Source organism: Streptomyces sp. NPDC101165 (assembly GCF_044768135.1).
GTDB lineage: Bacteria > Actinomycetota > Actinomycetes > Streptomycetales > Streptomycetaceae > Streptomyces.
Window position 1 is genome coordinate 349,645 of sequence record NZ_JBIWPG010000001.1, and the last position, 19,807, is coordinate 369,451.

Annotated in this window: 15 protein-coding genes and 1 pseudogene; 10 read left to right on the forward strand and 6 right to left on the reverse strand. The window is 73.2% G+C overall.

Going from position 1 to position 19,807, the window contains the following annotated elements; genetic code table 11:
* Positions 1-75: 75 nt before the first annotated feature.
* The 3 genes from ACIRVH_RS01530 (at position 76) to ACIRVH_RS01540 (ending at position 3,426) form a co-directional block, all read left to right on the forward strand.
* A complete protein-coding gene (locus ACIRVH_RS01530; protein WP_403947796.1) occupies positions 76-1,470 on the forward strand; it encodes a DNA-3-methyladenine glycosylase 2 family protein in 1,395 nt (464 codons plus the stop codon).
* Positions 1,470-1,961, forward strand: coding sequence for a methylated-DNA--[protein]-cysteine S-methyltransferase (locus tag ACIRVH_RS01535; protein WP_403947261.1), 492 nt, complete (start codon positions 1,470-1,472; stop codon positions 1,959-1,961). The genes ACIRVH_RS01530 and ACIRVH_RS01535 overlap by 1 nt, the downstream gene beginning before the upstream one ends.
* A gap of 262 nt (positions 1,962-2,223) precedes the next feature.
* Entirely contained in the window at positions 2,224-3,426 is a 1,203-nt protein-coding gene (locus ACIRVH_RS01540; protein WP_403947262.1) for a GDSL-type esterase/lipase family protein, read from the forward strand.
* Between the two features lie 4 nt (positions 3,427-3,430).
* On the opposite strand, the gene ACIRVH_RS01545 is transcribed toward ACIRVH_RS01540, so the two are convergent.
* Both ACIRVH_RS01545 and ACIRVH_RS01550 read right to left on the reverse strand, forming a co-directional pair.
* On the reverse strand, positions 3,431-3,913 hold the full coding sequence (locus ACIRVH_RS01545) for a DUF456 domain-containing protein (protein WP_403947263.1): 483 nt from the start codon (positions 3,911-3,913) through the stop codon (positions 3,431-3,433).
* Between the two features lie 36 nt (positions 3,914-3,949).
* Positions 3,950-4,939 carry a helix-turn-helix domain-containing protein gene (locus ACIRVH_RS01550; RefSeq protein WP_403947264.1) on the reverse strand — a complete coding sequence of 330 codons (990 nt, stop codon included), beginning with the start codon at positions 4,937-4,939 and terminating at the stop codon, positions 3,950-3,952.
* A 463-nt stretch (positions 4,940-5,402) separates the two neighbouring features.
* Here ACIRVH_RS01550 and ACIRVH_RS01555 point away from each other — a divergent pair, with 463 nt between their 5' ends.
* The 3 genes from ACIRVH_RS01555 (at position 5,403) to ACIRVH_RS01565 (ending at position 9,779) form a co-directional block, all read left to right on the forward strand.
* Positions 5,403-7,154 (forward strand): protein phosphatase 2C domain-containing protein, encoded by a 1,752-nt coding sequence (locus ACIRVH_RS01555; protein WP_403947265.1) that lies wholly within the window; start codon positions 5,403-5,405, stop codon positions 7,152-7,154.
* A 69-nt stretch (positions 7,155-7,223) separates the two neighbouring features.
* Positions 7,224-8,966 (forward strand): pyruvate dehydrogenase, encoded by a 1,743-nt coding sequence (locus ACIRVH_RS01560; protein ID WP_403947266.1) that lies wholly within the window; start codon positions 7,224-7,226, stop codon positions 8,964-8,966.
* Positions 8,967-9,326: 360 nt separating this feature from the next.
* The gene (locus ACIRVH_RS01565; protein WP_403947267.1) at positions 9,327-9,779 is read left to right on the forward strand and encodes an ATP-binding protein; all 453 of its coding nucleotides are present in this window, start codon (positions 9,327-9,329) and stop codon (positions 9,777-9,779) included.
* 83 nt (positions 9,780-9,862) lie between these two features.
* On the opposite strand, the gene ACIRVH_RS01570 is transcribed toward ACIRVH_RS01565, so the two are convergent.
* Positions 9,863-10,906 carry a DUF2637 domain-containing protein gene (locus ACIRVH_RS01570; RefSeq protein WP_403947268.1) on the reverse strand — a complete coding sequence of 348 codons (1,044 nt, stop codon included), beginning with the start codon at positions 10,904-10,906 and terminating at the stop codon, positions 9,863-9,865.
* A gap of 303 nt (positions 10,907-11,209) precedes the next feature.
* Positions 11,210-11,726: pseudogene (locus tag ACIRVH_RS01575) on the reverse strand (iron-sulfur protein); the annotation flags it as partial.
* Positions 11,727-11,858: 132 nt separating this feature from the next.
* Here ACIRVH_RS01575 and ACIRVH_RS01580 point away from each other — a divergent pair.
* Entirely contained in the window at positions 11,859-12,602 is a 744-nt protein-coding gene (locus tag ACIRVH_RS01580; RefSeq protein ID WP_403947269.1) for a GntR family transcriptional regulator, read from the forward strand.
* A 177-nt stretch (positions 12,603-12,779) separates the two neighbouring features.
* Here the strand turns inward: ACIRVH_RS01580 and ACIRVH_RS01585 are convergent, their stop codons facing one another.
* Both ACIRVH_RS01585 and ACIRVH_RS01590 read right to left on the reverse strand, forming a co-directional pair.
* A complete protein-coding gene (locus ACIRVH_RS01585) occupies positions 12,780-13,547 on the reverse strand; it encodes a hypothetical protein (RefSeq protein WP_403947270.1) in 768 nt (255 codons plus the stop codon).
* A gap of 166 nt (positions 13,548-13,713) precedes the next feature.
* Complete coding sequence (locus ACIRVH_RS01590; protein WP_403947271.1) at positions 13,714-15,387, reverse strand: PucR family transcriptional regulator; 1,674 nt, start codon at positions 15,385-15,387, stop codon at positions 13,714-13,716.
* Between the two features lie 343 nt (positions 15,388-15,730).
* Between ACIRVH_RS01590 and ACIRVH_RS01595 the strand changes: the two genes are divergently transcribed.
* From ACIRVH_RS01595 to ACIRVH_RS01605, 3 genes are read left to right on the forward strand one after another with little or no spacing between them, the layout of a single operon-like run.
* On the forward strand, positions 15,731-16,624 hold the full coding sequence (locus ACIRVH_RS01595) for an FAD binding domain-containing protein (RefSeq protein ID WP_403947272.1): 894 nt from the start codon (positions 15,731-15,733) through the stop codon (positions 16,622-16,624).
* The gene (locus ACIRVH_RS01600; RefSeq protein WP_403947273.1) at positions 16,624-17,220 is read left to right on the forward strand and encodes a (2Fe-2S)-binding protein; all 597 of its coding nucleotides are present in this window, start codon (positions 16,624-16,626) and stop codon (positions 17,218-17,220) included. The genes ACIRVH_RS01595 and ACIRVH_RS01600 overlap by 1 nt, the downstream gene beginning before the upstream one ends.
* A 1-nt stretch (position 17,221) precedes the next feature.
* The gene (locus ACIRVH_RS01605; protein WP_403947274.1) at positions 17,222-19,606 is read left to right on the forward strand and encodes a xanthine dehydrogenase family protein molybdopterin-binding subunit; all 2,385 of its coding nucleotides are present in this window, start codon (positions 17,222-17,224) and stop codon (positions 19,604-19,606) included.
* Positions 19,607-19,807 lie beyond the last annotated feature (201 nt).

Here is a 19,807-nt window from a genome sequence, read left to right on the forward strand (position 1 = left end):
CGGCGGCCACCGCCCAGCTGCGCGTCCGATTTCCGCCAGCCCACCCCTGCGCCACGCCGCACACTGGAACACGTGATGGACGAGGACACCAGGTACGAGGCGGTGCGCAGCCGGGACGGGCGGTTCGACGGAGCGTTCTTCTTCGCCGTCGAGACGACCGGGATCTACTGCCGGCCCAGCTGCCCGGCGGTCACCCCGAAGCGGCGCAACGTGCGGTTCTTCCCGACGGCCGCCGCCGCGCAGGGCTCCGGTTTCCGGGCCTGCCGGCGGTGCCGGCCGGACGCCGTGCCCGGGTCCGCCGAGTGGAACGTCCGCGCGGACGCCGTCGGCCGGGCCGTGCGCCTGATCGCCGACGGGGTCGTGGACCGCGAGGGCGTCGCGGGCCTCGCCTCCCGGCTCGGCTACAGCGCCCGGCAGGTGCAGCGGCAGCTCACCGCCGAACTCGGCGCCGGACCCGTGGCGCTCGCCCGCGCCCAGCGGGCGCACACCGCCCGGGTGCTGCTGCAGACCACCGAGCTGCCGATCACCGAGATCGCGTTCGCGTCCGGGTTCGCCAGCGTGCGGCAGTTCAACGACACCGTGCGCGAGGTGTACGACTCCACGCCGACCGAGGTACGGGCCGCAGCACCCCGGGGCCGGGGCACCCGCCGGGCCACCCCGGGCGCGGGCATCCCCCTCCGGCTCGCCCACCGCGGCCCCTACCAGGCCACCGCCGTCTTCGACCAGCTGGCCCGGGAGGCCGTACCCGGCGTCGAGGAGGTGAGCGGTATCCCCGGCGCCCGCACCTACCGGCGCACCCTTCGACTGCCCTACGGCACCGCGCTCGTCGCCGTCGAGGAGCGCACCCAGGGGCCGAAGACGGGCGGCGGCACGCATCCGGGCGGCTGGCTCGACGCGCGCCTGCACCTCACCGACCCACGGGACCTGGCCACGGCCGTGCAGCGGCTGCGGCGACTGTTCGACCTCGACGCCGACCCGTACGCGGTGGACGAACGGCTCGGCGCCGACCCGGCGCTCGCCCCGCTGGTCGCCGCCCGGCCCGGACTGCGCTCACCCGGCGCCGTCGACCCGCTGGAGCCCGCTGTACGGGCGCTGGTGGGCGTGGCCGGAGCGGAGGACCTGGTCCGCCGGTACGGCAAGGCACTCGACGCCCCGTGCGGCAGCCTCACCCACCTCTTCCCGGAGGCCGCCGCCCTCGCCGAGGCCGGTCTGGGCGGACCGCTCGGCGCACTGGCCGTCGCGCTCGCCGACGGCACCCTGCGCCTGGACCCCGGCGCCGACCGCGACGCCGCCCAGGAGGCGCTGCTCGCCCTGCCCGGCCTGGCCCCGTCCGTCGTGGCCACCCTGCGCGTCCGCGCCCTCGGCGACCCCGACGTGAGTCCACCCGGAGTGGCCGTACCCGACAGCTGGCGGCCGTGGCGTTCCTACGCCGCCCAACATCTGCGCATCACGGGAGAGTTGAGAGACTGATGGAAGCGACCTACTGGACCGACATCGACACGCGGCTAGGCCGGCTCCTGCTCACCGCCGACCCGGACGGCGCGCTCACCTCACTGTCCATGCCGGGTCAGAAGGGCGGACGCACCGTCCTGGACGGCTGGCGACAGGACCCCGGCCCCTTCCGCGCGGCCGAGGAACAGCTCACGGCCTACTTCGCGGGCGAACTCAAGGAATTCCAGCTGCCGTTGCACACCCACGGCACCGAGTTCCGCGAACGGGTCTGGGCCGCGCTCGACTCCGTGCCGTACGGCGGCACCACCACCTACGGCGAGATCGCCGCCCGCATCGGTGCCCCGCGCGCTGCTGTCCGTGCCGTAGGCGGAGCCATCGGCGCCAACCCCCTGCTCATCGTGCGCCCTTGCCACCGGGTGATCGGCGCGGACGGCTCGCTGACGGGATACGCGGGCGGACTCGAACGCAAGGTGTGGCTGCTGACACTGGAGGGCGCGCTGTCGGCTTAGGGTTCGCGCGAGGATCCCGGCCCGCTGCATCCCCCGGCAGCGGCCAGGGCAGGCACAGCCCTGGCCGCCCGTCTCTCGGTCCCGTTCCACTTCGCGAGCCCCTTCACGCCGGACGCCCAGGCACCGCGCAGGCGGCCCTGAGCGTCCGGCCCGTGCCCGACGCCCTACGCCGAGCGGGTGGACCGGTGCGGATGTTCCGGCGTCCCGGGGCGGGCGTGTGGGACGGTCGCCTGCGACGGGCACGGGAAGGGCGGGCGCAGGCATGGGCAAGGTCGGACGGGTCCTCACGGCGCTTCTGCTCGCGGTGCTGCCGGGCCCGACGGCGACGGCCGTCGCCCAGCCCACGACGCCCGTGTGGACCGGCAGTTGGGAGACGGCCCCCTCCGGCACCGCATCCGCGCTGCCCGGCGCCGCCGTCCGCAACGTCGTCCACCTCAGCGTCGGCGGCACGGCCGTGCGGATCCGGCTCAGCAACCGGCTCGGCAGCGCGCCCCTGCAACTCGGTGCGGTCACGGTCGCGCTGCGCCGGGGCGCCGGACCGGACGCGGTGCTCGGCAGCCTGCGCACCGCCACCTTCGGCGGCGCCCCGACGGCCGTCGTGCCGGCGGGACAGGACCTGGTCACCGACCCGGTCCTGCTGCCCGTACCGGATGCCGCCGACCTGCTGGTCACCGTGCTCACCCCGGTCGACTCCGGGCCGGCCACCTACCACCGCACCGCCCTGCAGACCAGCTACCTCGCCCCCGCCGGCACAGGTCACGCGGCCGACGAGGACGGGTCCGCGTACACCACGCCCATCGCCTACTGGTACTACGTGACCGGCGTCGACGTCCTCGGCACCGGCGCCGGCAGCGTCGTCGCCTTCGGCGACTCCCTGACCGACGGCACCGGCTCCACCGCCGACACCAACCAGCGCTGGCCCGACGGCCTCGCCCGGCATCTGAGCGCCGACCGGCTCGGCGTCCTCAACGCCGGCCTCGCCGGCAACCGCCTGCTGCGCGACGGCGTCGGACCGAGCGCCCTGGCCCGCCTGGACGCCGACGCCCTGGACCGGGCCGGGGTACGGGCCCTGATCGTGTTCGAGGGCATCAACGACATCAAGGGCACCCCCGAGGCGAACGACCCCGCCGCCTACGCCACCGCGTACGGCACCCTCGTCGCCCGCGCCCACGCCCGCGGCATCCGGGTCGTCGGTGTCACCCTCACCCCTTTCGGGGGCTACTCCGCGTACACGCCGGCCCGCGAGGCGGTACGGCAGCAGGTCAACGCGTTCATCCGCAGCGGCGGCGCCTTCGACGCGGTCGCCGACGCCGACGCCGCCGTACGCGACCCGGCCGCCCCCGAGCGCCTCCTGCCCGGCTACGACCCCGGCGACCACCTGCACTTCAACGACGCGGGCATGAGGGCGGTCGCCGACATCGTGACCGGCGCCCTGGCCGGCAGCGCCGCGGTCGTCGCCGGCTGACCGGTCAGCCCCACAGCACCGCACCCAGCCACGCCCCCGCGATCAGCAGACACGCGAACAGCTCGGCGAGCACGCTGGAGCCGCCCGAGCGCATCGTCGTGCGCAGCGCGGCCATCGCCTCGCCGTGCCGGCCGAGCCGCAGCCGCTCGTGCAGGTAGATCCCGGCCATGAAGCCCGGCAGCGCGCCCACCACCGGAATGAGGAGGAAGCCCAGGAGCGCGCCGACACCGGCGTACACCGCCATGCGGGGCGTGGCGCCGCTCGCGCGCAGCCGCCGCGGCGGCAGCGCCCAGCGCACCACCAGCGACAGCAGCAGCACCCCGGTGGCCCCCACCAGAACGCCCCAGGCCACCGGCTGCGGGTCCTGCAGCGCCCACCACAGGACCGCGGCCCACACCAGCCACGACCCCGGCACCCCGGGCACCAGCACTCCGCACAGGCCGAGCACCAGCACCACGCCGACCAGCAGGAGTTCCCACGCTCCCATCTGCCCAGAGTGCCGGAGGACGCAAGAACCCGCAGGTCACCCGGAGCCTTCTCGGGACACCCAGCCGCGCTCGTAGGCCTGCCAGCCCAGCTGCAGCCGGGTCGTCACCCCGGTCAGCTCCATCAGCCGCTTCACCCGGCGCTGCACGGTCCTCAGGCCCAGGTCGAGCTGCTTGGCCACGCTCGCGTCGGTCAGTCCGGCGAGCAGCAGCGACAGCACCTCCAGGTCGGTGGCGTCAGGGCCGTCCGGCTGCTGCTCGGTCACCCCGGACGCACCCAGTCCGAGCGGCAGCGCCTCGCGCCACACCGACTCGAACAGCCCCGCCAGCAGCTCCAGCAGACCGCTCGCGTGCACCACCAGCGCGGCCGGCTCGGCCGTCCGTGACGTCAGCGGCACCAGGGCGAGGGAGCGGTCCGCGATCACCAGCTTGGTCGGCACCCGGTCCACCACCCGCACCTGCTCGTCCCGGCCGAGCGCGGCCGTCAGCTCGGTGAGCCCGTGCGGCAGGTCCAGCACCGCACGCTCCACCACCACCCGGTAGCGGACCCCGCGCCCGGCCGCCTGCTCCTCCGCGTCGTTCTCCGTCCCGGAGACCACCACCGGATTGCCGGTGACCAGCGCGCACACCTCCTCGGCGGCGCCCAGCTGGAGCTGCAGGAAGCGCTGGGCGACCGCCGAGGCGCCGGTCACCACCTCCACCAGGTCGTGCACCTCCGGCTCGGCGGCCGCCGCCCGGTACTCCTCGGCCAGCAGCGCCGCCGCCAGCTCCGCCTTCTCCAGCTCGTGTCGCTGCTGGGTGAGCAGCGCCCCCAGCGCCACCCCGGGCGGGGCCGCCACCCAGCGGCCCGGCCGCGCGGGGGACTGGGCCGCGAGACCCTGCCGCTCCAGCCGGCGCAGCGCACGCTCGGTGTCCGGCTCGGCCAGCGACAGGCGCCGGGCCAGATCGGCCACCTCGGCGGCGCCCGCGGACACCAGTGCCCGGTACGCCGACTCGTGCGTCTCGTCCAGGCCTATCGCTGCCAGCATCGGCCCACGTCCCTCCCCTGAGAACCAGCCGTCCGCGTCGTACGGCCTGGCGGAAAACGGCCACGGCGCAAACCCGCCGCCGCCCATCATCGCCGTACCTCGGGTGACTCTGCCAAGGTGGGGGCACCGAAGGACGCGGGGCCCCGCGCACGGTTCACAGCCGCGTCCCAGGAAACCAAGCCACAATCAGGCCATTCGGCCGGCGCCCTCGGCGGCCCGGTCGTGCGAGACGGTGACCCGGGCCCGCGCGTGCGCGAGCGCACGAGGGGATGCGGGGCCGGGTCACTTCCGATGTCGCCGGGCGGCCCTCCCGTGGGGGGTGGGGTCGCCCGGCGGCCATCAACCTCCGTTCCTCGTACGCCCGTTCGCGCGATCCCTCGACACACCGTTCGAGACGGCCACGTGCGCCGGAATTTCCTGATGCCCCGTTTTCATCCGGCCCGCGCGGTGGACAATTAGGGGCATGAGCCAGCAGGGGGGTAGGCCCACCCGTCACGAGGACGACTGGTGGGGGCAGCTGTACGACGACTCCACCGAGGACACGGGCCCCACGGCCGCACCCGACTCCCTGGACGACCGCTTCGCCTCGGCGAAGGACACGGTGGCCGGGGGGCCGGGCGGGACGACGGGGCACACCGGGGGCACGACACCTCGGACACCGAGTCAGGAGCCGCCGCACGAGCCCGCGGTACCACCACAGCGAGCCGCGTCACCCCCGACGCCCACGGCACGCCCCGGCACCGCCCGGACCGGCGCACCACCCGGACAGGTCGCCCCCTGGGAACCCCCGCCCGCCGAACCCGAGGCACCCGGGGACTGGCCGCCCGTGGCGGGCCGAGCGGACGGATGGGCGGAGTCCGCGCCCGCTCCAGCCCGCAACGCCGATCGCGAAGAGTCCGACGCCTGGCCGCCCTTGGCGGGCGGCGCCGGGGATCGCGGGGAGGCGGAGCGCACGTCGGCGCGGAGCGCCGGACCCGGGGTGCCCGAGGTGCCCGAGGTGCCCGCAGCCTCGCCTCCCGGGGCGGGGCGAACGGACCGACGGGCGGAGAAGGCACCCGCACCCCTTCCCGGACCCCGATCGGCCTCCGGCGGCCCGTCCGCCGTTCCGCCCGAGCGTGCCCCCGCCCCCGAGGCGTCCGAGCGGCCCGAGGCGACCCGGGCCCCCGGAGGTGCCTTCGCGAGCCCGCCCCCCGTGGCCACCCAGCTCGACCTCGCCGCCACCTCCGCTCCACCCCCACCGCCCTCCGCCCTCGACTACGTCGGCTCCGGGCCCCCCACCTACGACCCCGAGCCCACCGCGCTCCCCGCCGCCGATCCGGACGAACTCGGCGACCTGGTCGCCGACACCGTGCTGGACGGTGCCCGGTACGGGGCCTGGACGTTGCGGGCCGTGTCGTTGCGCGGGGACTCGGCGCGGTACCGGGGGGAGCCGCGGCGGGACGCGCTGCTCACCGCGCGGTTCGGGGTGGGGGAGCAGGCGCTGGTGCTGGTCGCGATGGCGACCGGCGCGCGGGCCACGCCGGGTGCGCACCTGGCGGCGGCCGAGGCGTGCTGGCTGATCGGGCGGGCCGTGGGCCGCAGCCATCAGCGGCTGGTCGACGACATCCGGGCCGCCCGCCGCGGCGACCTGAAGTCGGGGCTGCACCGGCTGACCGACCGCAGTCTGGGCAAGCTGCGCGGCAGCGCCGTCGAGCAGGGCCTGGACCCCGAGGAGTACGCGGCGAGCCTGCGCTGTCTGCTGCTGCCCGCCGACCCCGACTGCCGTACCCGGGTGTTCTTCGGTGTCGGCGAGGGGGGTCTGTTCCGGCTGCGGGACGGCGAGTGGCAGGACATCGAGCCGCGGGTGTCACCCGACGACACCACCGGTGAACCCGTCCTCGGCTTCGGCTCCCCGCCGGCCGAGACCCCCGAGGGCGACCGCCTCACCATGGACCTCGGCATCCCGACCCCGCCGAGCCCGTACGAGCCGGCGCCCGAGCCGCCGCGCGAACCCTTCCGGTTCCGGGCCTCGGTAGCCCGCCCGGGTGACGTGCTGGTGATGGGCACCGGCGGGCTCGCCGACCCGCTGCGCGGCGAGCCCGCCTTCTGCGCCTACCTGGCCCGCCGCTGGTCCGGCCGCACCCCGCCCGGCCTCGCCGCGTTCCTCGCGGACACCCAGGTGCGGGTGAAGGGCTACTCCGACGACCGCACGGCGGCGGCCGTTTGGGAGGCGTAACCGCGGCCCCTGTGGATTGATGGAACGGGAGGGGCGGATCCCGGGACATCGAAGGGGCTGACGAGAGCCATGGCCAAGCAGAACGTCGCCGAGCAGTTCGTCGACATCCTGGTCCGCGCCGGCGTACGCCGCCTCTACGGCGTCGTCGGCGACAGCCTCAACCCGGTCGTCGACGCCGTCCGCCGCAACTCCGCCATCGACTGGATCCACGTACGCCACGAGGAGACCGCCGCCTTCGCGGCCGGCGCCGAGGCCCAGATCACCGGCAGCCTGGCCGCCTGCGCCGGCTCCTGCGGCCCGGGCAACCTGCACCTCATCAACGGCCTCTACGACGCCCACCGCTCCATGGCCCCGGTGCTCGCCCTCGCCTCGCACATCCCCTCCAGCGAGATCGGCCTCGGCTACTTCCAGGAGACCCACCCGGACCGGCTCTTCCAGGAGTGCAGCCACTACAGCGAGCTGATCTCCAGCCCCCGGCAGATGCCCCGGCTGCTGCAGACCGCCATCCAGCACGCGGTCGGCCGGAGCGGGGTGAGCGTGGTCTCCCTGCCCGGCGACATCGCCGCCGAACCCGCCCCGGACAAGGCTCCCCAGAGCGCCCTCGTCACCTCCCGGCCCACCGTCCGGCCCGGCGATGCCGAGATCGACAAGCTCGTGGAGATGATCGACGCGGCCGACAAGGTCACCCTCTTCTGCGGCAGCGGCACGGCCGGCGCGCACACCGAAGTCATGCGGTTCGCGGAGCGGGTCAAGTCACCCGTGGGGCACGCCCTGCGCGGCAAGGAGTGGATCCAGTACGACAATCCGTACGACGTCGGCATGAGCGGTCTGCTCGGCTACGGCGCCGCCTACGAGGCCACCCACGAGTGCGACCTGCTGATCCTGCTCGGCACCGACTTCCCGTACAACGCCTTCCTGCCGGACGACGTGCGGATCGCGCAGATCGACGTACGGCCCGAGGTGATCGGCCGCCGCTCCCGGCTCGACCTCGCCGTGTGGGGCGATGTCCGCGAGACCCTGCGCTGTCTTCTCCCACGGGTGCGGGAGAAGACCGACCGGCGGTTCCTCGACAAGATGCTGAAGAAGCACGCCGACGCGCTGGAGGGCGTGGTCAAGGCGTACACGCGGAAGGTCGAGAAGCACGTCCCGATCCACCCCGAGTACGTGGCCGCAGTCCTGGACGAAGTCGCCGACGACGACGCCGTGTTCACCGTCGACACGGGCATGTGCAACGTGTGGGCCGCCCGCTACATCTCGCCCAACGGCCGCCGCCGGATCATCGGTTCCTTCTCGCACGGCTCGATGGCGAACGCGCTGCCCATGGCGATCGGCGCCCAGTTCACCGACCGGCGCCGGCAGGTCGTCTCCATGTCCGGGGACGGCGGATTCGCCATGCTGATGGGCGACTTCCTCACGCTCGTGCAGCACGACCTGCCGGTCAAGGTCGTGCTGTTCAACAACTCCTCGCTCTCCATGGTCGAGTTGGAGATGCTGGTCGCGGGCCTGCCCTCGTACGGCACCGCCAACACCAACCCCGACTTCGCGGCGGTGGCCCGCGCCTGCGGTGCCCACGGGGTGCGGGTGGAGAAGCCCAAGCAGCTCGCCGGGGCGCTGAAGGACGCTTTCCGCCACAAGGGCCCGGCCCTGGTGGACATCGTCACCGATCCCAATGCCCTGTCCATCCCGCCGAAGATCAGCGCCGAGATGGTCACCGGCTTCGCGCTCTCGGCCTCGAAGATCGTGCTCGACGGCGGGGTCGGCCGCATGCTCCAGATGGCCCGCTCCAATCTGCGGAACGTCCCCAGGCCCTGAGGGCCCGGGGAATATTCCCCGCCGGGCCCTGAGCGGGCCGACCGGAGCGATGGTTTCCGGCCAGTTTCGTGCCGGGTGACGACCCGTCGGCCTCCACTGCCGGACGGCCGAGCCCTGCCGCGATGGGGCGCGCGTGACGTCGTACGGCGGGCTTGGCGGGTCCGGCGCGGTTGCGGGGGTGTCGGAGGGCCGGCCGGACGGCCGTACGGGGGTGGCCGAACAGACGGCCGTCGGCGGACCGCCATGCGTGCCCGCAGGACGGTTGGGCATGGATTGCCGTGTACGTGTTCGATCAGGAGGGGCAGGTCCGGCAACGTGCAGGCGGGGGTCATGAAGAGGCAGGCACGAGGAGGCGGTCCCGTGGCCATCGGGGCCTCCTCGGCGAAGGCGGGGGAAGAAGAGACCGACACCATCACGGAACGGGCGCACCGGCACCAGCTCAGGCGCAGGCTGGGGCGGGCGGACCTCAGGGAGGTGCCCGAGGCCCGACGGGAGCTGCGCGAACTGCTGCGGCACTGGGGCAGGCCGGGCCGCTCGGAGATAGCGGAACTGCTGACCAGTGAACTCGTCACCAACGCGCTCGTGCACACCGACGACGACGCGGTGCTGACCGCCGTCGTCTCACCGCGCGGACTGCGCGTCGAGGTACGGGACTTCGTGGCCCGCAGGCCGCACCTGCGCGCGCCGGACACCGGCGACGACACCCACGGCCGGGGCCTGGTCCTGGTGCAGTCCCTCGCGGACGCCTGGGGCGTACGGCCGCACGGGGTGGGCAAGTCGGTGTGGTTCGAACTCGGCGCCGAGGCCGCGTGAGAGGGACCGGAGACGGGAACGGGACGGGGGCGTGACCCGCGCGGTCACGCCCCCGTCCCGTGATGAGCCGAAGTCCCGGCCTCCTAGCCGAACTGCTGCTCGAGGTCCTTCAGCTTGCGCTCGAGCGAGTCCAGGCGCGGCAGGGCCATGGTGTCGTCCTCCGCCGTGAGGTCCACCGTGAGCGACTCAGTAGCCTTGCGAACCGGCTGGAGGGACGGCCGAGAGCGCACGGGCAGCTGTTCCGGCGTCGATATGGCAGGCTCCGCGGTCGCCGACGCGGGCTCGCGCTCCAGCGCCTGGATCTCCATCTGCCGGCCGGCGGTGCGGCCGACGAAACCGCGGTGGCCCCGGCTGATCGCCTTGAGCTGGGCGCGCTCCACCCGCTGCTGGTCGCGCCGGCGCTGCCGCGCCTGCTCCTTCTGCCGGGTGTCCTCGCGGACCTCCTCGACGGCCTCGTCAAGGCTGCGCACGCCTTCGAGCAGCATGAGCGACCAGGCCCTGTACGTCTCGCGGGGGGCCCGCAGCCAGCGCACGATACGGATCTGCGGCAGCGGACGCGGCACCAGGCCCTGCTCGCGCAGCGCGGCCCGGCGGGTCTGCTTCAGCGCGCGGTCGAACAGGACGGCCGCGGACAGCGACATGCCGGAGAAGAACTGCGGCGCGCCGTCGTGCCCCACGCCCCGGGGCGCGTGCACCCAGTTGAACCACGCCGCGGCCGCGGCGAACATCCATACGAGTATCCGGGAGCCGAGCGCCGCGTCACCGTGGCTGGCCTCGCGCACCGCGAGGACGGAGCAGAACATCGCCGCGCCGTCGAGGCCGAACGGCACCAGGTACTGCCAGCCGCCGGTCAGGCCGAGGTTCTGCTCGCCGAAGCCGACCAGGCCGTGGAAGGAAAGTGCGGCCGCGACCGCCGCACAGCAGAAAAGAAGCACGTAGGAGGCGGTGCCGTAGATGGCCTCCTTGCGCCTGCGGCGCTCCTCGCTGCGCTCCCACGAGTCGTCCGCGCTCGCGTTCTCCCCGGAGGAGCGCTTTCCGCGCGCGAGCACCGCCACCGCCGCCAGCATCCCCAGGAGCAGTACGGCGCCCGGAAGCAGCCAGTTCAGCGATATGTCGGTCAGTCTCATCAGGGGTCCCTTGCATTGGGATAGGGCGTAACGCCCGCCATAGTGGCCCACTCCCGACGGCCCTCAGAGGGTTTCGGGGCAAGAGGCCGCCAAGGAAGTGCAAGGGGATGCCCAGGGCAGCGATCTGCTCGAACTGCCGCTTGAGGGGCGGGAGTTGAGTTCGAATAAGACTACCCGTACGGATGGTTCCGCGGAAAGTTCCCGAGGCAAGTGAGGAAGTTGTGAATTGCCTGTCGGGCGGTGGGTGGTACGAATGCGATGATCCTAGTGGACCCGGGGTACTGCTCCGGACCTGAGGAACCATCAGGCGGCAGCAGTAGTAGCACGTTTGGCGATGCGGTCGCTGTCGCAGGTGCGCGGGCGGGTGGCGCAGGTGTCCTCGGGGCGCACGGTGCAGAACATGCAGCAGCCGGCCCGGTCCCGGGTGGGCAGCGGCTCCGGCTCGCGTACGGCCCGTGCCTCCTCGGCGGCGCCCGGCAGATGGGCGACGTACCACAGCCCCTCCACGACCTCGTCGGTCGCCGTGCCCCACGATGCCCGCCCGCGCTCGCGCCTGCGCATCCGCGGCCGGCGGTGCGGTCGCACGAGATCTGCGTCACGGGCAGCCGGGGCACCCGGCGGTGCAGGAATCACGGGACGGTGATCAGCAGGCAGGCCGGCCAGGCGTAGCGGTGCAGACCAGGCTCGCGACGACGTCCGCGCGGGCTTGCCGCCCGTGGTCCCGCGGGACCTGCGCCTCGTCCCGGGCGGGGAAGGCGTCGAGGCCGGCGCCGCCCGACCCGGTGCCGGTGACCCACCCCTCGTTCCCGGGTGTCGACTCCGCTCAGGCAAGGCTAACCTTACCCGCCCTTGAGGGAGTTTGAACTGTCGCCTTGTGCGCCTATGGTGCTTGACGGACAAGTAACAACCCGCCGTTAATGACCCGAGTACCGACCAGCCGGAGGAGGGCCCCGTGAAGCAGGGTGTGCAGGGCTCCCCCCGGGTGCCTGCGCAGCAGCGCGCTGTGGACGTGACCCGGGAGAGGGGCACCACCCTGCCGGGCGCGCGGGGCGAGCACACGCACTGCGAGCAGCCCGTCCCGCAGCCACGGGCCGTCGTGCAGCGCTCCTCGGTGCGCGGACAGATCCTGGACGCGCTGCGTACGGCGCTGGTGGCGGGCGAGCTGAAGCCCGGCGAGGTCTACTCGGCGCCGGTCCTCGGCGAACGCTTCGGGGTGTCGGCGACACCCGTGCGGGAGGCCATGCAGCAGCTCGCGCTGGAGGGGGCCGTCGAGGTCGTGCCCAACCGTGGCTTCCGGGTCGTCGAGCGGGGTGCGCGCGAGCTGGCCGAGCTGGCCGAGGTGCGGGCGCTGATCGAGGTGCCGGTGATGCTGCGGCTGGCCCGCGCCGTCCCGGCCGAGCGGTGGGCCGAACTCCGCCCCCTCGCGGAGGAGACGGTACGCGCGGCCTCCTCCGGCTGCATGGCCACGTACGCGGAGTCCGACCGGGCCTTTCACCGGGCCGTCCTGTCCCTGGCGGGCAACGAGCAGCTGGTCCAGATCGCGGAGGACCTGCACCGGCGGTCACAGGTACGGCACGGCAGCGCGGACCTGGTGGCGGACGCGGCGCAGCACGCTGCGCTGCTTGACGCGTTGATCGCTCGGGATCTCGATGTCGTGCGGGTGCTGGTGGGGGAGCACTTCGCCGGCGCGAGCTGAGCGGGGCTTCGCCGTTGGGGTATGGGTCGATTGCCGGGTGCGGCCCGGTGGGGGCTGATCGCGCAGTTCCCCGCGCCCCTTAAGTACGTTGCGCTGGCCTACCCAAAGGGGCGCGGGGAACTGCGCGATCAGCCACAACGGACCCGCACCCGGCAACCGACCCATACGAATCCGCCGCTAAGCCGTGGCAGCACCAGGTGCCGGCGGAGTCAGCTGGCGGGCCAGCCACGTAGGTACACCGCCGAGCAGCCGGAACAGCCGCCGAGCCTCCTCCCGCAGCCGTGAGGCCTCCGGCTCGGACTCCGCGTCCGCCAACGACGCCAGCGCAGGGGCCGTACCCACCAGGTAGCCCAACTCCTCGCGGATGCGCAGTGATTCGGTGAAGCCGTGCCGCGCCTCTGCCAACTCGCCCTCCTGCAGGGCGAGTCCGGCGAGGTGGCGCCAGGTGAAGGACAGGAGCAGCGGGTCGGCGTGCGCCGTCGCACCCGCGTGGGCCCGGCGGTACGCGGCGCGGGCCGCCTGCGGGGAGCGGGCGAGGTTCTCGGCCAGCAGACCCCGGCGGAAGTCCAGCAGGGCCCGGCCCGCGGCCCCCGGAGGGATCAGCGCGGCCGCCCGGCCCAGCGCGGCCCGGGCCTCGTCCGCCCGGTCCCGTACCCCGTGCAGCGTGGCCGCGTAGGCGAGCTGGCCGCGTTCGCAGGCGGCCGCCCCCCGCTCCTCGTCGGTGTGCGCCCGCGCCTCGGCCGTACGGAGGGCGTCCTCCGCCTCCTCCCAGCCCCGCTCGGTGTACAGGCACCGTTCGACCAGCAGCGCGGCGCGCTGGAGGGTCGTGGCCGGTGTGTCCGCCGGGAGCAGCGCCGCCGCATCGGCCCAGCAGGCCCGCGAGCGCAACCGCCATACCGCGGTCTGGAGCGGATCGTCACCGGCGGTCGTTCCGTTACCAGACATGGCGGAATGCGCCACGTTGCCCTCCCCGAGCACGCCATCGAGCTGTTGAGTGGTGGCGGCATTCCAGCACCAATGGCGGGGCCGGGCCAAGAGGGTGGGTGAAAGATTTCACAAAGTGGTGGGGCATTGGCGTGAGTTGGTTTGGCCGCCGCACGCCCGCCTGACCTCAGCTCATGCGCAGCGCCAGGAAGAAGTCCAGCTTGTCCTCGAGGCGCGACAGGTCCCGTCCCGTCAACTGCTCGATGCGGCCCACCCGGTAGCGCAGCGTGTTGACGTGCAGGTGGAGCCGGGTGGCGCAGCGGGTCCAGGAGCCGTCGCACTCCAGGAACGCCTCCAGGGTCGGGATCAGTTCGGCGCGGTGGCGGCGGTCGTAGTCCTTCAGGGGGTCCAGCAGGCGTGCCGTGAAGGCGCGGCGGACGTCGTCCGGGACGAAGGGCAGCAGCAGGACGTGGGAAGCCAGTTCCTGGTGGCCGGCCGCACAGACCCGGCCGGGGCGGGCAGCGGCCACCCGGCGGGCGTGCCGGGCCTCCTCCAGGGCGCCGCGCAGCCCCTCCGCCGAGTGCACGGCGGCACTGACGCCGAGCGTGAGCCGCCCGTCGTCGTTCAGGCCCGCCGACAGCGGCTCCCGCACCGCCTGCAGCAGCGCGTCGGCGAGCAGGCCGGTCTCCGAGCCGTCGTGCTCCGTGGAGACCGCCGGGAGGGGGACCAGGGCGATCGCCTCGTCGCCGGTGTGCGCGACGGCGATGCGGTCCGAAGGCTCCGGGCCCGTGGCCATGGGGTCGACCAGGACCTCCTCCAGCAGCGACTGAGCGACCGGACCGCCCTCGACCCCGTCGCCCTCCCACTCCACGCGGGCCACCACGACCTGCCAGTGCGGGGCCGCCCCGAGCCCGGGCAGCAGCACGGGTGCGGCCACCCGCAGACGCGCGGCGATCTCGGCGGGCGCGGCACCCGTCTGCACCAGCTCCAGCACCTCCTGGGCGAGCCGGCGCCGTACCGTGCGCGCCGCGTCCCGGCGGTCCCGTTCGACGGCGATCAGCTGGGTGACGCCCTGGAGCAGGTCGAGGCGCTCTTCCGGCCAGTCCCCGGCGTCCGCCTCGACGGCCAGCAGCCAGTCCGACAGGACCGTCTCGCGCACGTCGCGGGCGGCCTGCGGGGAACGCCCGGAGGAGCGGATCGGGAACAGGGAGTAGCGGGTGCCGCCCAGCAGCAGCCGGTGCGGTCCGCGGCGACCGGTGCGGGCGGCGGCCAGGTGCTCGGCGGCCAGCTTGGCGCAGGTCTCCGGCGGCAGCTCCGGATTCGAGACCTTCGAGCCCGCGATCAGCCGACCGGTGGGGGAGAGCACCCAGGCGCGCAGGTCCAGGTCGGAGCCGAGCAGGTCGAGGACCACGTCCGGGCCGCCGCCGGCCGGGCCCGAGGTCATCATCCGGCGGTGCCGGTCGACCACGGCCGCCAGGTCCCCGGCCCGCTCGCCGGAGACCTGCCGTACGACGTGCTCGGTGATGGTCGCGAACGCCACCGACTCGTGCACCGCGAACAGCGGCAGCCGGTGCCGGGCGCAGGCCAGCACCAGGTCGTCCGGCACATCGCCCAGCTCGGCCTCGCCGGCCGCGAGGGCCGCCACCCCGGCCTGCACCAGGAGGCGCACGAAGGGTTCGGAGTCGTCGGCGTCCCGACGCCAGGCCAGGCCCGTCAGCACCAGCTCGCCGCCGGAGAGGTAGCGGCTGGGGTCGCGCAGGTCGGTGGTCATGACTCCGCGTACCGAGCGGTCCAGCTCGTCCTCACCGCCGAGCAGCCGCAGGCCCAGCGCATCGGTGTCCAGAAGTGCGCGAAGCCGCATCTCGTCGCCGCCGTTCTTTGTCTCGAAACCTACGATGAATCTTGGATGGGTGACGGGGGAGGGACCCGACGCGGGGCGCACAGGCCGTTCTCCGGGGTCGTCGGGCTGTGTCCTGCGTTTCCCGAGGAAAACGGAGAGGTTACCGATGACCTCCGTTCATACGAATCTACAAGATGCCCGCCGTGGCCAGCCAACTCCTTCATGTTTTCGGTGACTGACCGGGTCGGAGTACGGGGCGGTGTACTGAGTCCACTCCGCGTTAACAGGACATGAACGAGCCGGGCCCGCCGCACACGGATTGGCTCAATACGTACGACCCACGAGACGAAGAAGAGAGCCGGTCATGGACTTCCTTCGCCCCGCCAGCTGGGAGGAGGCGCTCGCCGCGAAGGCCGAGCACCCCACCGCTGTGCCGATTGCGGGTGGCACCGATGTGATGGTCGAGATCAACTTCGACCACCGCCGGCCCGAGTACCTGCTCGACCTGAACCGCATCGGCGACCTCACCGAGTGGGAGGTCGGCGAGGGCACCGTACGGCTGGGTGCCTCCGTCCCGTACACCAGGATCATGCAGAATCTCCGTGCCGAGCTGCCGGGCCTCGCGCTCGCCTCGCACACGGTCGCCTCCCCGCAGATCCGCAACCGCGGCGGCGTCGGCGGCAACCTCGGCACGGCCTCGCCCGCCGGTGACGCGCACCCCGCCCTCCTCGCGGCCGGCGCCGACGTCGAGGTGGAGTCGGCGGCCCGCGGCACCCGCCTGATCCCGATCGACGCGTTCTACACCGGCGTCAAGCGCAACGCGCTCCAGCCCGACGAGCTGATCCGCGCCGTCCACATCAAGAAGGCGGACGGCCCGCAGCAGTACTCCAAGGTCGGCACCCGCAACGCCATGGTCATCGCGGTGTGCGCCTTCGGTCTCGCCCTGCACCCCGAGACCCGCACGGTCCGGACCGGCATCGGCTCCGCCGCCCCGACCCCCGTGCGGGCCAAGGCCGCCGAAGACTTCCTGAACGCGGCTCTCGAAGAGGGCGGCTTCTGGGACAACGGAAAGATCATCACCCCGTCGGTCGCCAAGCAGTTCGCGGACCTGTGCTCGGCCGCCTGCAACCCGATCGACGACGTCCGGGGCACCGCGAGCTACCGCCGCCACGCGGTCGGCGTCATGGCTCGCCGGACGCTCACCTGGACCTGGGAGTCGTACCGCGGCGCCCGCCGCACCACCGAGGGAGCTGCGTAATGCGCGTCAACTTCACCGTCAACGGACGTCCGCAGGAAGCCGACGACGTCTGGGAGGGCGAGAGCCTGCTCTACGTCCTGCGCGAGCGCCTCGGCCTGCCCGGCTCCAAGAACGCCTGCGAGCAGGGCGAGTGCGGCTCCTGCACCGTGCGCCTGGACGGCGTCCCGGTCTGTTCCTGCCTGGTCGCGGCCGGCCAGGTCGAGGGTCGCGAGGTCGTGACCGTCGAGGGCCTCGCCGACTACGCCAAGCAGCGCGCCGAGGGCGGCTGCGCGACCGGCGCCTGCGGTACGAGCCTGCAGGACGCCCAGCAGTGGCAGGCCAAGGGCACCGACTCGCAGACCGGCGAGGGCGCCATCTCCCCGGGCGCAGCCCTCTCGCCGATCCAGCAGGCGTTCATCGACGCCGGCGCCGTCCAGTGCGGCTTCTGCACCCCGGGTCTGCTGGTCGCCGCCGACGAGATGCTGGAGAGCAACCCGAACCCGTCCGACGCGGACATCCGCGAGGCGCTGTCGGGCAACCTGTGCCGCTGCACGGGCTACGAGAAGATCATGGACGCGGTCCGTCTGGCGGCAGCCCGCCAGTCCGAGGGGGTCTGACATGCCGACCAACGGCGCTCCTACGAAGATCACGCAGGGCTCCCAGACCAAGGGCGGCATCGGCGAGTCCACGCTCCGCCCGGACGGCACCCTCAAGGTCACCGGCGAGTTCGCGTACTCGTCCGACATGTGGCACGAGGACATGCTGTGGGGCCAGATCCTGCGCTCCACCGTCGCCCACGCCGAGATCGTGTCGATCGACACCGGTGAGGCCCTCGCCACGCCGGGCGTCTACGCGGTCCTGACCTACGACGACCTGCCCACCGAGGTGAAGAACTACGGCCTGGAGATCCAGGACACCCCGGTCCTCGCCCACGGCAAGGTACGCCACCACGGCGAGCCGGTCGCGATCGTCGCCGCCGACCACCCGGAGACGGCCCGCCGCGCCGCCGCCAAGATCAAGGTCGAGTACCGGGAACTCCCGGTCATCACCGACGAGGCCTCCGCGACCGCCCCGGACGCGATCCTCATCCACGAGAACCGCGACGACCACCACATCGGCCACGTCCCGCACCCGAACATCGTGCACCGCCAGCCGATCATCCGCGGCGACGTGGAGGAGGCCCGCCGGCGGGCCGACGTGATCGTCGCGGGCGAGTACACCTTCGGCATGCAGGACCAGGCCTTCCTCGGCCCCGAGTCCGGCCTCGCGGTGCCCGAGGAGGACGGCGGCGTCCACCTCTACATCGCCACCCAGTGGCTCCACTCCGACCTGCGCCAGATCGCGCCCGTCCTCGGCCTGCCCGAGGACAAGGTGCGCATGACGCTGTCCGGCGTCGGCGGCGCGTTCGGCGGCCGCGAGGACCTGTCGATGCAGATCCACGCCTGCCTGCTGGCGCTGCGCACCGGCAAGCCCGTCAAGATCGTCTACAACCGGTTCGAGTCCTTCTTCGGGCACGTCCACCGGCACCCGGCGAAGCTCTACTACGAGCACGGCGCCACCAAGGACGGCAAGCTCACGCACCTGAAGTGCAGGATCGTCCTGGACGGCGGCGCCTACGCGTCCGCCTCCCCGGCGGTCGTCGGCAACGCGTCCTCGCTGGCGGTCGGCCCGTACGTCGTCGAGGACGTCGACATCGAGGCCATCGCCCTCTACACCAACAACCCGCCCTGCGGCGCCATGCGCGGCTTCGGCGCGGTCCAGGCGTGCTTCGCCTACGAGGCGCAGATGGACAAGCTGGCGAAGAAGCTCGGCATGGACCCGGTGGAGTTCCGGCAGCTGAACGCCATGGAGCAGGGGACCCTCATGCCGACCGGGCAGCCGGTCGACTCCCCGGCCCCGGTCGCCGAACTGCTGCGCCGCATCAAGGCGATGCCCATGCCGCCCGAGCGCCAGTGGGAGTCCAGCGAGGGCGCCGACGTGCGGCAGTTGCCCGGCGGTCTGTCCAACACCACGCACGGCGAAGGCGTCGTACGCGGGGTCGGCTACGCCGTCGGCATCAAGAACGTCGGCTTCTCCGAGGGCTTCGACGACTACTCCACCGCCAAGGTGCGCATGGAGGTCATCGGCGGCGAGCCGGTCGCGACCGTGCACACCGCGATGGCGGAGGTCGGCCAGGGCGGGGTCACCGTCCATGCGCAGATCGCCCGCACCGAGCTGGGCGTCGCCCAGGTGACCATCCACCCGGCCGACACCCAGGTGGGCAGCGCCGGTTCGACCTCGGCCTCCCGGCAGACGTACGTCACCGGCGGCGCCGTGAAGAACGCCTGCGAGCTGGTCCGCGAGAAGGTCCTGGAGATCGGCCGCCGCAGGTTCGGCACCTACCATCCCGCCTGGGCCACCGCCGAACTCCTGCTGGAGGGTGGCAAGGTCGTCACCGACGGCGGCGAGGTCCTCGGCGATCTGGTCGACGTCCTGGAGGGCGAGACCGTCGAGATCGAGGCGGAGTGGCGGCACAGGCCGACCGAGGCCTTCGATCTGCGCACCGGCCAGGGCAACGGGCACGTCCAGTACTCCTTCGCCGCGCACCGCGCGGTCGTCGAGGTCGACACCGAACTCGGCCTGGTCAAGGTCATCGAACTGGCCTGCGCCCAGGACGTCGGCAAGGCCCTCAACCCGCTCTCCGTGATCGGCCAGATCCAGGGTGGCACCACCCAGGGCCTGGGCGTGGCGGTGATGGAGGAGATCATCGTCGACCCGAAGACGGCGAAGGTCAGGAACCCCTCTTTCACGGACTACCTGATCCCGACCATCCTCGACACGCCGACCATCCCGGTCGACGTCCTCGAACTCGCCGACGACCACGCCCCGTACGGGCTGCGCGGCATCGGTGAAGCCCCGACCCTGTCGTCCACCCCGGCCGTCCTCGCGGCGATCCGGAACGCGACCGGGCTGGAGCTCAACCGCACTCCGGTGCGGCCCGAGCACCTGACGGGGACCGCGTAACACCCCAGCTCTCCGGGCGGCGTGAGGGAACGTCACACACTCCGCCGCGCCGCCCGGAGGAACCCCTTTGAGTTCCGCACCGCTCGCGGTCCTTGAAGTACCAGGAAATTCGTTCGTCTCGGGCCGTCCCCCGGGTCGTCCATTCCCAAATCCCGTGACCGTAAAGGCGGTTGCACGGGTGCCCCTGTGAACCTTGGGAGA

Coding starts and splice junctions, on each gene's coding strand:
- ACIRVH_RS01605 (WP_403947274.1), top strand. CDS start 17,222: ATGCCGACCAACGGCGCTCCTACGAAGATCACGCAGGGCTCCCAGACC.
- ACIRVH_RS01540 (WP_403947262.1), top strand. CDS start 2,224: ATGGGCAAGGTCGGACGGGTCCTCACGGCGCTTCTGCTCGCGGTGCTG.
- ACIRVH_RS01560 (WP_403947266.1), top strand. CDS start 7,224: ATGGCCAAGCAGAACGTCGCCGAGCAGTTCGTCGACATCCTGGTCCGC.
- ACIRVH_RS01530 (WP_403947796.1), top strand. CDS start 76: ATGGACGAGGACACCAGGTACGAGGCGGTGCGCAGCCGGGACGGGCGG.
- ACIRVH_RS01545 (WP_403947263.1), bottom strand. CDS start 3,913: ATGGGAGCGTGGGAACTCCTGCTGGTCGGCGTGGTGCTGGTGCTCGGC.
- ACIRVH_RS01585 (WP_403947270.1), bottom strand. CDS start 13,547: ATGTCTGGTAACGGAACGACCGCCGGTGACGATCCGCTCCAGACCGCG.
- ACIRVH_RS01555 (WP_403947265.1), top strand. CDS start 5,403: ATGAGCCAGCAGGGGGGTAGGCCCACCCGTCACGAGGACGACTGGTGG.
- ACIRVH_RS01600 (WP_403947273.1), top strand. CDS start 16,624: ATGCGCGTCAACTTCACCGTCAACGGACGTCCGCAGGAAGCCGACGAC.
- ACIRVH_RS01535 (WP_403947261.1), top strand. CDS start 1,470: ATGGAAGCGACCTACTGGACCGACATCGACACGCGGCTAGGCCGGCTC.
- ACIRVH_RS01570 (WP_403947268.1), bottom strand. CDS start 10,906: ATGAGACTGACCGACATATCGCTGAACTGGCTGCTTCCGGGCGCCGTA.
- ACIRVH_RS01590 (WP_403947271.1), bottom strand. CDS start 15,387: ATGCGGCTTCGCGCACTTCTGGACACCGATGCGCTGGGCCTGCGGCTG.
- ACIRVH_RS01595 (WP_403947272.1), top strand. CDS start 15,731: ATGGACTTCCTTCGCCCCGCCAGCTGGGAGGAGGCGCTCGCCGCGAAG.
- ACIRVH_RS01550 (WP_403947264.1), bottom strand. CDS start 4,939: ATGCTGGCAGCGATAGGCCTGGACGAGACGCACGAGTCGGCGTACCGG.